Genomic DNA, 13,745 nt, shown 5'->3' with positions numbered 1-13,745 from the left:
TTGAAACCGACCCCTTCCAGCAACTCGAGCAACTCATGGAGCGCGGCCACGCCTTCGTCCTGTTGAGCGAGGGCATGCCCGATCCGCAAGAGCGCGCCAGCGAACAGAGCCTGGCCTTGCTCAAGCAGGGATCGTTGTGGATGAAACGCCACAGGGCGGCGCTGCGGCGATGGATCAAGGCGATGATCGTGGTCGCCCCGGAGCCCGAGGCCCAGGCCGGGGTCGAGGCCTTTGCCGGCAATTACGAGAAGTTCTGGGGGTATCCGCTGTTGCACAGCGCCTCGCCATTGGCGGCGGCGCACCTGGCCCAGCGCCTGCTCACCCCGTCACGTAACAACCAGCACAACTGGTAGGGGCGGCCATCACTCGTGCTGGTGGCCGGGCCAGGTTTCCGTGGGGAAGTAGGCTTCCAGGCCCGGTTCCAGGTGCTCGATCCCGGCCTTGATCCAATAGCAGGTCAGGCGCGAGTAGTTGTCCAGGTCGCCGCGCACCAGGCAGGTGGAACTGTGCCCCGGCCAGCTGAAGCGCAACACTTCGGCTTCGCCCATCACGGCCCGCTCCACCTTGCCGATGGCCGTGGTGGTCTGGCCATTGAGGGTCTTGACCAGGGTCAGGGCCTGGTTCTCGAAGCGGATCACCGCCGTGCCGGAGTAAGTCGGGCCACCGTCGGGCTCCTTGCCGATGAACAGGTAATGCCCGGGCACCAGGCTGTAGTAGATATGCGGTTCGGGAGCCTGGGCGGCGTGGGCGGCCAGGCTGCCCAGCAGCACCCCGAGCAGCGTGGTGGTCAGGCGCGGTAGAAGTGGCATCGGGCTTCGATCCTGTGGGGAGAGGGGGATGATTCCAGACTCGACGGCACAGATAAATACCTGTGCCGTCCGAGGGCACTGCGCTGATCAGGGATGTTCCATCACGACCAGGGCCAGGGTGTCCGGTTCCAGGGCCTCGAACAGATGGGCGCTGCTGGCGCTGTACTTGATGTAGTCGCCGGGCTCCAGGCTCAGCGGCTGGTCCAGCGGGCCGGCCAGGGCTCGGCCGCGGCACAGCAGCACATGCTCCACCGTACCCGGTGGGTGGGCCCGGGAGTGTCGGGGCCGACCGGGCTGGGCGAGCACCCGGTACAGGTTGCGCTGCGCCCCGGGCGGGCAGTTGTCCAGCAGCGTGGCGGCATAGGGTGCATCTTCGGCGTGCACGGTCATGCCTTCGTGCGCGCGGATCACCTTCAACTGCGGGGCGGGCTGCTCCAGGAACTTGGTGACATGCAAGCCCATGGCCATGGCCAAAGCCCACAGTGTCTCGATGCCGGGATTGCCCACCCCGCCTTCCAGTTGCGACAGGGTGGATTTCGCCACCCCGGCCCGCTTGGCCAGCTCCGAGACGGACAATCCAGCGTTCAGGCGTTCGCGCTTGATGGCATGGGCCAGCAGGCCGATGGGGGACAGTTCGTGCATTTCGTTCGTTTTATCGTTCATAACGTCTATTAAATCATCCTTGAAGTGCTTGACGGGCATAAATCGTTCTGTTCATTATGTCGATCTATCGTTCGTTTTAGTGAATATCGCTCGTCGTGTCCCGGAGTTTCTCATACCGGGTCGCCCCCGGGCGCCAGCAAATAGGAAGCACAGGATGCAGACCAAGACTCGCGGAACCCTGGAAATGCTCGCGGCCATGGCCATTTCCGGCACCGTGGGCTGGCTGGTGGTGGGCTCGGGGCAGGCGCCCTGGGTGGTGGTGTTCTGGCGCTGTGTATTCGGGGCGCTGGCGATGCTGCTGGCTTGCGCCGGCCTGGGCCTGTTGCGTGGCTTGCGCCTGAGCGGGCGCCAAGTGGCGCTGATCGCCCTGGGCGGCTGCGCGCTGATGCTCAACTGGGTGTTGTTGTTCAGCGCCTACAGCCAGGCGTCGATCGCGGTGGCCACCGTGGTCTACAACACCCAGCCGTTCATGCTGGTGGCCTTGGGGGCATTGCTGTTCGGCGAGCGCCTGACGCCGGGCAAGCTCGGCTGGCTGGCCCTGGCCTTCGCCGGGATGCTGTCCATCGTCTATGCCCGGCCTGCCTCGGGGATGGTCGGCGGCGACTACCTGCTTGGTGTCCTGCTGGCCCTGGGCGCGGCCTTCTTCTATGCCATCGCCGCGGCCACCACCAAGCATCTGCGCGAAGTCCCGGCGCCGTTGATCGTGCTGCTGCAGATGCTGCTCGGCATACTGCTCAGCGCGCCCTTCGCGCTGGTTTCGCTGCCAGCGCCCGCCGGCGAGGCCTGGTTCTACCTGGTGACCATCGGCGTGATCCACACCGGCTTGATGTCGACCTTGCTCTATGGCGCCATCCAGCGGCTGTCCACGGTGCTGGTGGGGGCCTTGTCGTTCATCTATCCGCTGGTGGCGGTGCTGGTGGACTGGCTGGTTTTCGGCCACCGACTGGGTTGGCTGCAGGTCCTGGGCGGCGCGGCCATCCTGCTGGCCGCTGCCGGGCTCAATCTCGGTTGGAACCTGCGCCTGCGCAGCATCCGCCAGGGTAGGGCGACATGGGACTGAGCCTGCGCCTGCTGGACTTTCCCTATGCCCAGGCGTGGCAGTTGCTGCATTGCCTGGCCCACCTGCAACCGTGCCTGGGGGATTGGCTGGTGGCCGGGCAGACCCACCTGTTCGTCGAACCACCAAGGTTCTATAGCCGCTAGGAGGCGAGCGGTCGGCACGTCCATTGCCGGCATTAATGCGAAGCATTACTATTCCCGCCCCATCTTTCCAGCGCATCGCGATGACAGCCAAGCCGCCCCGCAGACCAGGCTTTTTCGAGCATTACGAAGAGTTGATCGGCACCTGGACCCGGCGCTTGCGCAATCGCCAGCAGGCCGAGGACCTGGCCCACGACACCTTCGTCCGGGTGCTGGAATCCGACGCCGCCAGCGTGCAACAGCCGCGGGCCTACCTGCACCAGACCGCGCGCAATATCGCCGTGGATGCCTTTCGCCGTGAAGACCGGCGCGCCGGCCTGGAAGAACACCAGGCCCAGCTTGGCGTGTCGCCCAGCGGCGATCCCGAACATTTCATGCAGGCGTTGCAATTGGCCGCGTCGGTCGAACGGGCCTTGGGCGAATTGCCGGTGAACTGCCGCAAGGTGTTCGTCTGGCAGAAGATCGAGGGCCTGACCCAGGCCGAGATCGCCGAGCGCCTGGGGCTGTCAAAAAACATGGTGGAAAAGTATATGATCCGCACCCTGCGGCACCTGCGCGAGCGCCTGGATGGGCCGCTGCCATGAATCCCAAGGCTTCTTCACCCTCTGCCAAACAGGAATCCGCATGATGGACAGCCGCGCTTGTGCCTGTGGACAGGCCAGGGTTCGCGATGAGGCGGCGCAGTGGTTCGTGCGCCTGCAAGAGCCCGGGCTGAGCCAGGAACAACAGGCGGATTTTAACCACTGGTTGGTCGAGCACCCGCAACACCGCCATGAGTGGCAAGTGCTGCAGTCGTTGTGGGCCGCTGCCGAGCTGGTGCCGGTGGCGCGCTTGCAGGCCCTGTGCGCCGAGCCTGCGGCAACCGGCAGGCGGCGCCCGTGGTGGCGCGTCGCCGCGGCCGCTGCGGTGCTGGCCGTGGCGGTGGCCCTGGGTACGTTCAGCGGCCTGGGCCCGACGACGTCCTATAGCGCCAGCTTCGCCACCGCCCTGGGCGAGCGGCGCCTGGTGGCCTTGCCCGACGGTTCGCAGGTCGAACTCAACAGCCGCAGCCGGCTTGAGGTCCGTTATGCCCAGGACCAGCGCCTGGTGGAGCTGGAGGAGGGCGAGGCCCTGTTCAGCGTCGAGCACGACAGCGCCCGACCCTTCGTGGTGAATGCCGGCCCGGGCAAGGTCACGGTGACCGGGACCCGTTTCGACGTGCGCCGCGATCCGCAACAGACTCGGGTCGTGGTGGCCCAGGGGCGAGTCAAGGTCCAGGGCCGGCAGGCTGGCGTCGATGACTTCATCACCCTGACCCCGGGCCTTGGGACCCATGTCGACGCCCAGGGCCGGGTGGCCACGGCCTACGCGGTGAATCCCGAGAATTCGACGGCCTGGCGCCACGGCAAGCTGGTGTTCGACAACGCCCGGCTGGCCGATGTGCTGGCCGAGGTCGCGCGCTACCGCCAGCAGCCGTTGCACCTGGCCAGCCCGGCGCTGGGTGAATTGCGCCTGACCAGCGTATTCAAGTCCGATGACACCGACGCCCTGCTCAAAGCCTTGCCGAGCATCCTGCCGGTGGCGGTACGCACCCGGGCCGACGGCAGCCAGGAAATTTTTTCCCGTTAGATTCAGGTTTTTTTTCAGTTCGTCGTCTTCTTGTCCAACGCAACTGGTTTGCATTAACAGACGCACCCTGGTGCGATCCACGGGACAGCCGCCGACGTGACGAAAATAACCGTTCTTCCTGCCGTATCACCCTTGCCCACCCGCCGCTGGCTGCCTCTGGCGCTGGCCCTGGCGGTGTCGGCCGCATGGCCCCAGGCCCAGGCCGCACAGGGCACCAATGCCATCCACATCCAATCCCAGCCCTTGGGCCAGGCCCTGGGCCAGCTGGGTTTGCAGACTTCGCTGCAACTGTTCTTCAGCCCCGAGCTGGTGGCCGGCAAGCAGGCCCCGGCGGTGGAGGGCCACCTCTCCCCGGAGCAGGCCCTGGGCCAGTTGCTCCAGGGTAGCGGCCTGCAGTACCGGATCGACGGCAGCTCGGTGACCTTGAGCCCGGCCCCGGCTGCCGCCGCCGGTAGCCTGCAACTGGACTCCACCAGCATCAGCGTGGTGGGCGATTGGCTGGCCGATGCCGATGCCGAGAAAGTCCGGAACCATCCGGGGGCACGCACGGTGATCCGCCGCGAGGCCATGGTCGAGCAGGGCGCGATGAACGTCGGCGATGTGTTGCGCCGGGTGCCGGGGGTGCAGGTGCAGGACGCCAACGGTACTGGTGGCAGCGATATCGCCCTCAACGTCGGCGTGCGTGGCCTGACCTCGCGCCTGTCGCCGCGCTCCACGGTGCTGATCGACGGTGTGCCGGCGGCCTTCGCCCCCTACGGCCAGCCGCAGTTGTCCATGGCGCCGATTTCCTCGGGCAACCTGGACAGCATCGATGTGGTGCGCGGCGCCGGTTCGGTGCGCTACGGGCCGCAGAACGTCGGCGGGGTGATCAACTTCGTGACCCGGGCCATTCCGGAGAAAGCCACCGGGGAAATCGGCACCACCCTGGAAACCTCGCGGCGCGGTGGTTGGAAGCATATCGACACGGCGTTCCTCGGCGGCACTGCCGACAACGGCCTGGGGGTGGCGCTGCTGTATTCCGGGGTCAATGGCAACGGTTATCGCGAGCGCAACAACGGCAACGACATCGACGACGTGATCCTCAAGACCCACTGGGCGCCCACCGACCAGGACGATTTCTCGCTGAACCTGCATTACTACGATGCCACCGCCGACATGCCCGGCGGCCTGACCCAGAAGCAGTACGACGCCCACCCCTACGACTCCGACCGGGACTGGGACAATTTCAGTGGCCGGCGCAAGGATGTGTCGTTCAAGTACTTGCGCCAGGTGGACGACCGTACCCAGTTCGAGGTGCTGACCTACTACTCCGACAGCTTCCGGGGCAGCAACATCGCCGCCCGCGACCAGAAGACCCTGGTGTCCTACCCGCGCACCTACTACACCTTCGGCATCGAGCCCCGGGTGTCCCAGGTGTTCGACCTCGGGCCCACCACCCAGGAGGTGAGTGTGGGTTATCGCTACCTGAAGGAAGGCATGCATGAGCAGGCCAGTCGCGTGGCCCTGGTGAACAACCAGCCGGTGCTGACCAAGGATTCCGATGGCCACGTCTACCAGGATCGCACCGGCGGCACCGAGGCCCATGCCTACTACATCGACGACAAGATCGACGTCGGCAACTGGACCATCACCCCGGGTATCCGCTTCGAGGACATCAGCACCCGCTGGCATGACCGGCCGGTGCCGGGCACCGATGGCGCGCGGGTCCAGGAGAAGCGCCGCAGCATCGACAGCAACGAGGCGTTGCCGGCCCTGAGCCTGATGTACCACCTGTCCGATGCCTGGAAGCTGTTCGCCAACTACGAGACCTCCTTCGGCAGCCTGCAGTACTTCCAGCTGGGCCAGGGTGGCAAGGGCGACCAGACCGCCAATGGCCTGAGTCCGGAGAAGGCCAAGACCTACGAAATCGGCACGCGCTACAACGACGATGCCTGGGGTGGCGAGGTGACGCTGTTCTACATCGACTTCGACGATGAACTGCAATACATCAGCAACGACGTGGGCTGGACCAACCTCGGCGCCACCAAGCACCAGGGCCTGGAAACCTCCATGCACTACGATCTCGCTGCCCTGGACCCGCGCCTGGACGGCCTGACCGCCAACGCCGGCCTCACCTATACCCGGGCCAGCTACGAAGGCCAGATCCCCGGTTTCAAGGGCCGCGACCTGCCGTTCTATTCGCGCCAGGTGGCCACCCTCGGGCTGCGCTACGACATCGACCACTGGACCTACAACATCGATGCCTTCGCCCAGTCCGGGCAGCGCTCGCCGGGCACCGGGGTGAAGAGCAACGGCAGCTTCACCGGCCACTACATCACTGAGGGCAGCGCCGACGGCCAGTACGGCGACATGCCCGGTTATGTGCTGTGGAACATCCGTGGTGGCTATGACTTCGGCCCGCAGCTGTCGAACCTCAAGCTGGGCGCCGGGGTGAAGAACGTCTTCGACCGCCAGTACTACACCCGCTCCAGCGACAACAACTCGGGGATCTACGTGGGCGCGCCACGGACCTTCTTCGTCCAGGCCAGCGTCGGTTTTTGAGACGTACCGCCGCTGCTGGCTTTGTGTAGCCGCTGCCGCAGGCTGCGTACGGCTGCGCAGCAGACGCTGGTGTTGTCGGCGCGTCGGGCCTGGCACGCCGGGTGCTGCGCCCCCGTGCGCAGCTTCGCAGGCTCAACAGCGGCTACCTGGCCGGGGTGCTCAGACCTTGAGCACCCTGCCGCTGGCGGCCACTGCCAGGAGCGCCGCGGCGATCAGGCCGAAGGCCGCGCTCAGGCTGCTGCCATGGGCGATGAAGCCGATCACCGCCGGCCCCGCGAGGATGCCGGCATAACCCAGGGTGGTGATGGCCGGGACGGCGATGGCCTCGGGCATGACCTGCTGCTTGCCCACCGCGGTGTACAGCACCGGCACTATGTTCGAGCACCCCGCGCCCACCAGGGCATACCCCAGCAGCGCCGCTTCCCAGGCCGGGGCCAGGGTGGCCAGCAGCAAGCCGGCCGCCGCGGTGGCGCCACCGCTGACGATCACCCGCCGGGCGCCCAGGCGATGGACGATGGCGTCGCCGGTCAGGCGCCCGACGGTCATGGTCAGGGCGAAGGCGGCATAACCCAGGCCGGCGTAGGCGGTGTCCAGGCCGCGCTCGGCGGTGAGGAACACCGCGCTCCAGTCCAGCACCGCGCCTTCGGCCAGGAACACCACGAAGCACAGGCACCCGATGAACAGCACCACGCCGTGGGGCACGGCAAAGGCCGGTCCCGAACTCTGGCTGCCGTAGGGCAGCATGTGCGGCGCGGACCTGGCCAGGGCCAGCAGCATCAGCGCCACCGCTACCAGGGTCGCCCCCAGGGGCGACAGGCCCAGGCCCAGCAGGGCGCTGACGCCGGCGGCGCCGACGATCCCGCCGAGGCTGAACATGCCGTGGAACCCCGACATCATGGTCTTGCCGCTGGCTCGCTCGACGATCACCGCTTGCAGGTTGACCGTGGAGTCCACGGTGCCGAGCCCGGCGCCGAACATGAACAGGGCGAACATCAGCGACGGCGCCGACGCCAGGATCGCCAGCAAGGGCAGGGCCATACAGATCAGCAAGGTGCCGGCGGCCATCACCCGCCGGCAGCCATGGCGCGCGGCCAGGGCGCCGGCGATGGGCATCGCCAGGATCGAGCCCACGCCCAGGCACAACAGCAACAGGCCCAGGGTGCCTTCGTCGAGTCCGGCCCGGCTCTTGGCGTAGGGCACCAGGGGAGCCCAGGCGGCGATGCCGAACCCGGCGATGAAATAGGCCACGCGGGTGGACATCTGTTCGAGGCGGCCGGGAGTGGCCTGGAAGTGGGTGTTGCTGGCAGTCATAAGAATCCTTGCTGGCCGGGCATCGAGTGGCGGTAACCGCCGCTGGCGCCGGGAGGCCGGTCGTGCCGTTTCCTCGACCCGGAGTGGGTGGGGGGCGGTGTCGGTGGCGTCTTCAATATGGATCGGGAGCATGGGCGAACGGACAGCCAGGGCCGGCCCGTGAGGTCGTTGCCTGAACGGCCCATGGCGGCGGATGACGCTGTCACCTGTGGCCGATCCGTTCGCTGCCGGCCGCCAGGTAGCGCAGGGCATCCCATGCGGCCGAGTCGGGGATTGTGACAAATCCGGCGAGCCAAGGTTGCAGAAATCACCCTGCACGTCCTGCCCGCGATGAGCGTCGCGGTCGACCAGCCCATGGATGTCGAACAGGTGCCGTGCTGCCCGGGCCCCCCTTGCTCCGGGTGCAGGGCAGGCGCCGGCAGTGCTTGAGGCTGTCATCGAATCAGCTCGCGGGGCCGGAATAACTTGCGCGGGCCGGGTGTTGGTTACGCATAATCGCGAGCCGTCGCGCCATATCCTTTCACTGCCGCCTGCCGTATCCGGAGTCCCCCCATGACCACCAGCCTCGATGCCTACGACCTCAAGCTGCTCGCCGAGCTGCAGCGCGATGCCAGCACCGCGCAGAGTGAACTGGGGTTACGGGTCAACCTCTCGACCGCGGCGGTCAACCGGCGCCTCAAGCGCCTGGCCGAGGAAGGGGTGATCGAACGCTATACCGCGGTGGTCGCTCCCGATGCCCTGGGCCATGAGCTGAGCATCATCGTCGAGGTGGAAGTCGAGAGTGAGCGGGGCGACCAGCTCGATGCGCTCAGGCGCAGCTTCCAGGCCTGCCCCCAGGTCCAGCAGTGCTACTACGTGGCCGGCGAGTGCGACTTCGTGCTGATCTTCTGCGTGCGCAGCATGGCCCAGTACAACCAGCTGGCCCGCGAGCTGTTCTTCGACAACGCCAACGTCAAGCGCTTCAAGACCCTGGTGGCGATGAACCGGGTCAAGGTCGGGCTGCAAGTCCCCACCGCCTGAGGTTCAGCCTTGCTGCAGGGCCTGGACCAGGAAGTCGACGAATACCCGGACCTTCTGCGACAGGTGCCGCTGGCTCGGATACAGGGCGTAGATATGCCGGCTGGGCAGGCTTTGTTCCGGCAACAGCCGCTGCAACTGGCCGCTGTCGAGCAGCGGTTGGGCGACGAAGCCGGGCAGGGCGCCGATGCCCAGGCCGGCCACCAGCATGTCGGCCAGCATCAAGCTGTTGTCCACCGCGAAGTGCACCGGCAGCTCCAGCCGGGTGTGGCCTTCAGGACCTTCCAGTTGCCAGCGCCCGGGGTGCTCGGCCAGGCGATAGGCCAGCCAGCGATGCGAGTGCAGGTCGGCGATGCCCACCGGCGTGCCCTGGGCCTGGAGGTAGGCCGGCGCGGCGCAGATCACCTGCTCGACCTGGCCCAGGTGGCGGGCGATCAGCGATGAGTCTTCCAGTTGGCGGCGGATCCGCAGCGACACGTCGAAACCCTCGCCCACCACATCCAGCACCTGGTCGTTGAGGGTCAGGTCCACTTGCAGTTGCGGATAGCGCTGCATGAAGGCCACCAGGATCGGCGACAGCACCTTGAGCCCGAACGACAGCGGCGCGTTGACCCGCAGGCGCCCGCCGGGCTCGCTCGACCCGGCCTGGGTGGCGCGTTCCAGGGCGTCCAGTTCGTCCAGCAGGTGGCAGCACTCGGTGAAGTAGCTCTGTCCGGCTTCCGACAGGCTCATGCGCCGGGTGGTACGCAAAATCAACAAGCTGCCCAGGCGCTCCTCCAACTGCCGGACCTGCTTGCTCACCGCGGCGGTGGACTGCCCGAGGTCGGCGGCGGCGAGGCTGAAACTGGCGCGCTCCACCACCCGGCGAAAGGTGCGCATGGCCATCAGTACATCCATATTGTTTCCCCTGGGTTGAATATCTATTCACCAATCGGATGATTATCTCCGAATGAGCGTCCAATACCATGGCCACTTCTACTTCAAAGGAGTGTTGTCATGGGTATCCGCGCAATGTCGAAAATCCTCCCCGGGGTCCTGGCCCTGTCGCTCGTCAGCGCCGCTTGCAGCGCCGCCACCACGCAGCAGCCAGACGTGGGCATCAGCCCCTGGGGGCCGAAGGACGAGATCGGCCGCCTGAACCTGATCACCCCCGCATCGCGGGCGGCAATCATGTCCCGGGTCAGCGGCGAGCAGGCCTACGACCTGGCGGTGGATTACTTCGTCGGCATGCCCAGCTGGCAGGCCGCCGGCGATCCGCCGTACCAGATGTGGATGACCCACACCCCCCACGGCAATGTGATCGCCGACCCGATGCAGGTCGGCGAGCCGATGAACCAGCACGTCAGCTACAGCGGTTCGGCGGTGTCGATGTACGCCCACATGGGCACCCACATCGACGCCCTCAACCACTTTGGGCTCAACGGCAAGATCTGGAACGGCTTCCGCGCCGACCAGCACCTGGGCGACCGGGGCTGGAACGTCACCGGGGCCGAGAAGCTGCCACCGATCATTGCCCGTGGGGTGATGATCGACGTCGCCGCGGCCAAGGGCCTGGACCAGCTGGCCGACAGCTACCGGGTGACCCGCGCCGATCTCAAGCAGGCCCTGGCCAGGCAGAAGGTGGCCCTGGAGAAGGGCGATGTGGTGTTGATCCGCACCGGGCGCATGCGTGACTACGAGAACGCCCAGGTGTACATGGCCAACCCGCCGGGCCTGAGCCTGGATGCCGCCAAGTTCCTGGTGGAAGAGGGCGGTGCCATGGTGGTGGGGGCCGACAACCTGAGCTTCGAGACCTTCCCGTCCGAGGTCGAGGGCAACTATCTGCCGCTGCACACCTACCTGCTGGCGATGCAGGGCGCGCCGATCATGGAGTTGGTGAATCTCGAGGGCCTGGCCCGGGACAAGGTCTACCAGTTCGCCTTCATCGGTGCCTCGCTCAAGTTGCGGGGTGCCGATGCGGCGCCGATCCGGCCGATGGCCCTGCCGATTCGCTGATCGCCCCTCTGGTACAGCCGTGGCATTGGCCGTAATGTCAGCGGCTGGTTTTTTTCCGGAGATGGGGCGATGGCGGCGTTCTACGATGCACGGGGCAATATCTATGGCGTGGTCTCGCCAGCGGCATTGCGGCGCCTGGGGGTGGCCCTGCCGGGCACTGCGGCCCAGGCGGCGCGGGATCGGCGGCTATGGGCCGAGCAGGCCATTGCCGCCTTGTGCGATTGGACGCCGGGCAGCCGCCCGGCCGGAGCCAAGGCCCATCGCAGCGATGGCCTGCTGGTGGGGCCGTTCCAGGAGGCGGCGCCGTTCGACCTGCTGATCGTCAACACCGACGGCACCCTGGCCGAGCGCAGCGGCAACGGCCTGACGATCTTCTCCCAAGCGCTGACCGAGCAAGGGTTGCTGCAGGGCCCGGGGCAGACCCTGTTGCAGGTCCATCACGACCAGGGCGCCGGCCTCTCGCCAGTGACCACGGCCGTGGAGCCGGCCCAGGTGGCGGGTGTGCAGGGCTTCTGGCTGGATCTCGGGCAACCGGCGTTCGGTCCCGAGGCGGTGGCGGCCCTGGGGGTCGAGGCAGTGACGTTCAATGGACGGCAACTGAGCCAGGTCGGCCCGTTGCGGGCCTTGAACCCGCAATGGGAATACAGCCAGTTCGTGCGGGTCGGCAATCCCCATTGCGTGACCCTGGTGGATGAGGCCGGCGCCTTGCCGGACAACCGGCAGATGTTGGAACCGCCCCTGGCCGAGGGCCTGACCGCCACCGCCTTCGCCTTGCCGGTGGGCAGTGGCGAGCCGTGCCCGGCCGGGGTCAACCTGCAATGGGCGGCGCGCGAATCGGGGCAACGCATCGTGGCCCGGGTGTTCGAGCGGGGCGAGGGGCCGACGGCGTCCTCCGGCACCAGTGCCAGTGCGGTGGCCTGCGCCGCCTGGCGGGTGGGTTGGGTCAAGGCCGGCGAGGTCCAGGTGGTGATGCCGGGCGGCACCGCGCCGCTGCGCCTGGAAGAGCACGACGGAGTGCTGCGCCGCGTGAGCCTGTTCGGCACCGCCCAACGCATGCCCCTGTAGCCGTTGCCGAGCTGGCGAGGCTGCGCACGGGCGCGCAGCGGCCGTGAAGACGGGCGACGCGGTGCATCAGGCGGGCCATGGATGCCGGCCTTGCGGCTCGTGCCGAGCCGTGCGCAGCCTGCGGCAGCGGCTACAGGAAGCGAGGCTGCGCCGCGGCCCTGGGGCTACAGCGGGGTGTCCAGCAACTGCACCTGGGCCATCTGGCGTTGCATCAGCACCTTGCCGTGGCGGATCGAATACAGCGGCAGGCCCTGGCTGCGGAGCATTTCGTAGTCGCTGTCGGCGGACAGGATCAGCAGGTTCGCCGGGCGTCCTTCCTCCAGGCCGTAGCCATCGCCCAGGGCCAGGGCCTTGGCGCTGTTGTCGGTGACCAGGTCCAGGGCGCCTTGCAGGTTGCTGTAGCCGAGCATGTGGCAGATGTGCAAACCGGCTTCCAGCACCCGCAGGATGTTGCCGTTGCCCAGGGGATACCAGGGGTCGACGATGGAATCCTGGCCGAAGCAGACGTTCATGCCCGCCTCCAGCAGTTCCTTGACCCGGGTGACCCCGCGGCGCTTGGGAAAGGTATCGAAGCGGCCCTGCAGGTGGATGCTTTCGGTCGGACAGGAGACGAAGCTGATCCCGGAGTGCCCCAGCAGGCGGAACAGCTTGGCGCAGTAGGCGTTGTCGTAGGATCCCATGGCCGTGGTGTGGCTGGCGGTGACCCGCGAGCCCATGTCGCGGCTGCGGGCCTCTTCGGCCAGCACTTCGAGAAAGCGCGAGTGCGGGTCATCGGTCTCGTCGCAATGCACGTCCACCAGGCAACCGGTGCGTTCGGCCAGGTCCATGAGGAACTTCACCGAGCTCACGCCCTGGTCGCGGGTGTATTCGAAATGCGGGATGCCGCCCACCACGTCGGCCCCCAGGCCAATCGCTTCCTCCATCAGTTGGCGGCCATTGCGAAACGACTCGATCCCCTCTTGGGGAAAGGCGACGATCTGCAAGTCCACCAGGTGCCGGGCCTGTTCGCGCACCTCGAGCATGGCCTTGAGCGCGGTCAGGTCGGGGTCGGTGACATCGACATGGGTACGCACCTGCTGGATGCCATGGGCGGCCAGGGCGCGCAGGGTCTTGTGGGCCCGGGTGCGGGTGTCTTCGGCGGTGATGCTGGCCTTGCGCTCACCCCAGCACTCGATGCCCTCGAACAGCGTGCCGCTCATGTTCCAGCGTGGTTCGCCGGCGGTGAGGGTGGCGTCCAGGTGGATATGTGGCTCGACGAACGGCGGTACCACCAGGTTGCCGCCGGCATCCAGGTGCTCCTGGCCATGGGCCGGCACCGGGGGCTGCTGTTCCTGGGGCAGGATGCGGGCGATGCGCCCGTGTTCCAGGTGCAGTTGGTGCAGGCCTTCACGGTGGCGCAGGCGGGCGTTGGTGATCAGCATCGCGGTGGTTCCTCGGGCAGGCGGTCGGAAAGGTTGCCGCCGGATCCGGGCCTTGGCCCGGCGGTCATGTTCTGGATGGGGCCATGATAGACCTGCGGCGCAGCGGATAGACAAC

The 13,745-nt window shown here is 67.1% G+C and carries 14 protein-coding genes; 9 read left to right on the top strand and 5 right to left on the bottom strand.

Annotated elements, in window-relative coordinates:
* A partial coding sequence (locus ACK6AU_RS20615) for a hypothetical protein (RefSeq protein WP_409301044.1) occupies nt 1-353 on the top strand: 353 nt, incomplete at its 5' end.
* 9 nt (nt 354-362) lie between these two features.
* Here ACK6AU_RS20615 and ACK6AU_RS20610 read toward each other — a convergent pair.
* Both ACK6AU_RS20610 and ACK6AU_RS20605 read right to left on the bottom strand, forming a co-directional pair.
* The gene (locus tag ACK6AU_RS20610) at nt 363-809 is read right to left on the bottom strand and encodes a hypothetical protein (protein WP_185698903.1); all 447 of its coding nucleotides are present in this window, start codon (nt 807-809) and stop codon (nt 363-365) included.
* 87 nt (nt 810-896) lie between these two features.
* Complete coding sequence (locus ACK6AU_RS20605; protein WP_185698904.1) at nt 897-1,472, bottom strand: helix-turn-helix domain-containing protein; 576 nt, start codon at nt 1,470-1,472, stop codon at nt 897-899.
* A 154-nt stretch (nt 1,473-1,626) separates the two neighbouring features.
* On the opposite strand from ACK6AU_RS20605, the gene ACK6AU_RS20600 reads away from it, so the two are divergent.
* The 5 genes from ACK6AU_RS20600 to ACK6AU_RS20580 all read left to right on the top strand — a co-directional run bounded on the left by ACK6AU_RS20600 (nt 1,627) and on the right by ACK6AU_RS20580 (nt 6,821).
* Nucleotides 1,627-2,532, top strand: coding sequence for a DMT family transporter (locus ACK6AU_RS20600; RefSeq protein WP_185698905.1), 906 nt, complete (start codon nt 1,627-1,629; stop codon nt 2,530-2,532).
* Nucleotides 2,523-2,675, top strand: coding sequence for a hypothetical protein (locus ACK6AU_RS20595; RefSeq protein WP_022639787.1), 153 nt, complete (start codon nt 2,523-2,525; stop codon nt 2,673-2,675). Before ACK6AU_RS20600 ends, ACK6AU_RS20595 begins: the two co-directional genes overlap by 10 nt.
* An 80-nt stretch (nt 2,676-2,755) precedes the next feature.
* Nucleotides 2,756-3,256, top strand: coding sequence for an RNA polymerase sigma factor (locus ACK6AU_RS20590; protein ID WP_185698906.1), 501 nt, complete (start codon nt 2,756-2,758; stop codon nt 3,254-3,256).
* 40 nt (nt 3,257-3,296) lie between these two features.
* Nucleotides 3,297-4,280 (top strand): FecR family protein, encoded by a 984-nt coding sequence (locus ACK6AU_RS20585; protein WP_185698907.1) that lies wholly within the window; start codon nt 3,297-3,299, stop codon nt 4,278-4,280.
* 96 nt (nt 4,281-4,376) lie between these two features.
* A complete protein-coding gene (locus ACK6AU_RS20580; protein ID WP_409301041.1) occupies nt 4,377-6,821 on the top strand; it encodes a TonB-dependent siderophore receptor in 2,445 nt (814 codons plus the stop codon).
* A 159-nt stretch (nt 6,822-6,980) separates the two neighbouring features.
* Here ACK6AU_RS20580 and ACK6AU_RS20575 read toward each other — a convergent pair whose 3' ends face one another.
* Complete coding sequence (locus ACK6AU_RS20575) at nt 6,981-8,132, bottom strand: MFS transporter (protein WP_185698909.1); 1,152 nt, start codon at nt 8,130-8,132, stop codon at nt 6,981-6,983.
* A gap of 552 nt (nt 8,133-8,684) precedes the next feature.
* On the opposite strand from ACK6AU_RS20575, the gene ACK6AU_RS20570 reads away from it, so the two are divergent.
* On the top strand, nt 8,685-9,152 hold the full coding sequence (locus ACK6AU_RS20570) for an Lrp/AsnC family transcriptional regulator (protein WP_185698910.1): 468 nt from the start codon (nt 8,685-8,687) through the stop codon (nt 9,150-9,152).
* 3 nt (nt 9,153-9,155) lie between these two features.
* On the opposite strand, the gene ACK6AU_RS20565 is transcribed toward ACK6AU_RS20570, so the two are convergent.
* Nucleotides 9,156-10,046, bottom strand: coding sequence for a LysR family transcriptional regulator (locus ACK6AU_RS20565; protein WP_409301038.1), 891 nt, complete (start codon nt 10,044-10,046; stop codon nt 9,156-9,158).
* Nucleotides 10,047-10,145: 99 nt separating this feature from the next.
* On the opposite strand from ACK6AU_RS20565, the gene ACK6AU_RS20560 reads away from it, so the two are divergent.
* A complete protein-coding gene (locus ACK6AU_RS20560; protein ID WP_409301036.1) occupies nt 10,146-11,144 on the top strand; it encodes a cyclase family protein in 999 nt (332 codons plus the stop codon).
* A 69-nt stretch (nt 11,145-11,213) separates the two neighbouring features.
* Nucleotides 11,214-12,209 carry a diaminopimelate epimerase gene (locus tag ACK6AU_RS20555; protein WP_409301034.1) on the top strand — a complete coding sequence of 332 codons (996 nt, stop codon included), beginning with the start codon at nt 11,214-11,216 and terminating at the stop codon, nt 12,207-12,209.
* Nucleotides 12,210-12,373: 164 nt separating this feature from the next.
* On the opposite strand, the gene codA is transcribed toward ACK6AU_RS20555, so the two are convergent.
* Nucleotides 12,374-13,630: a cytosine deaminase gene (gene codA, locus ACK6AU_RS20550; protein WP_409301032.1), complete on the bottom strand. Its 1,257-nt coding sequence runs from the start codon at nt 13,628-13,630 to the stop codon at nt 12,374-12,376.
* Between the last annotated feature and the right edge of the window lie 115 nt (nt 13,631-13,745).

Source organism: Pseudomonas sp. KCJK8993, assembly GCF_046230915.1.
GTDB lineage: Bacteria > Pseudomonadota > Gammaproteobacteria > Pseudomonadales > Pseudomonadaceae > Aquipseudomonas > Aquipseudomonas piscis.
Note: the sequence above shows the minus strand (reverse complement) of the source record. Positions and strands in the feature narration are given on the sequence as shown.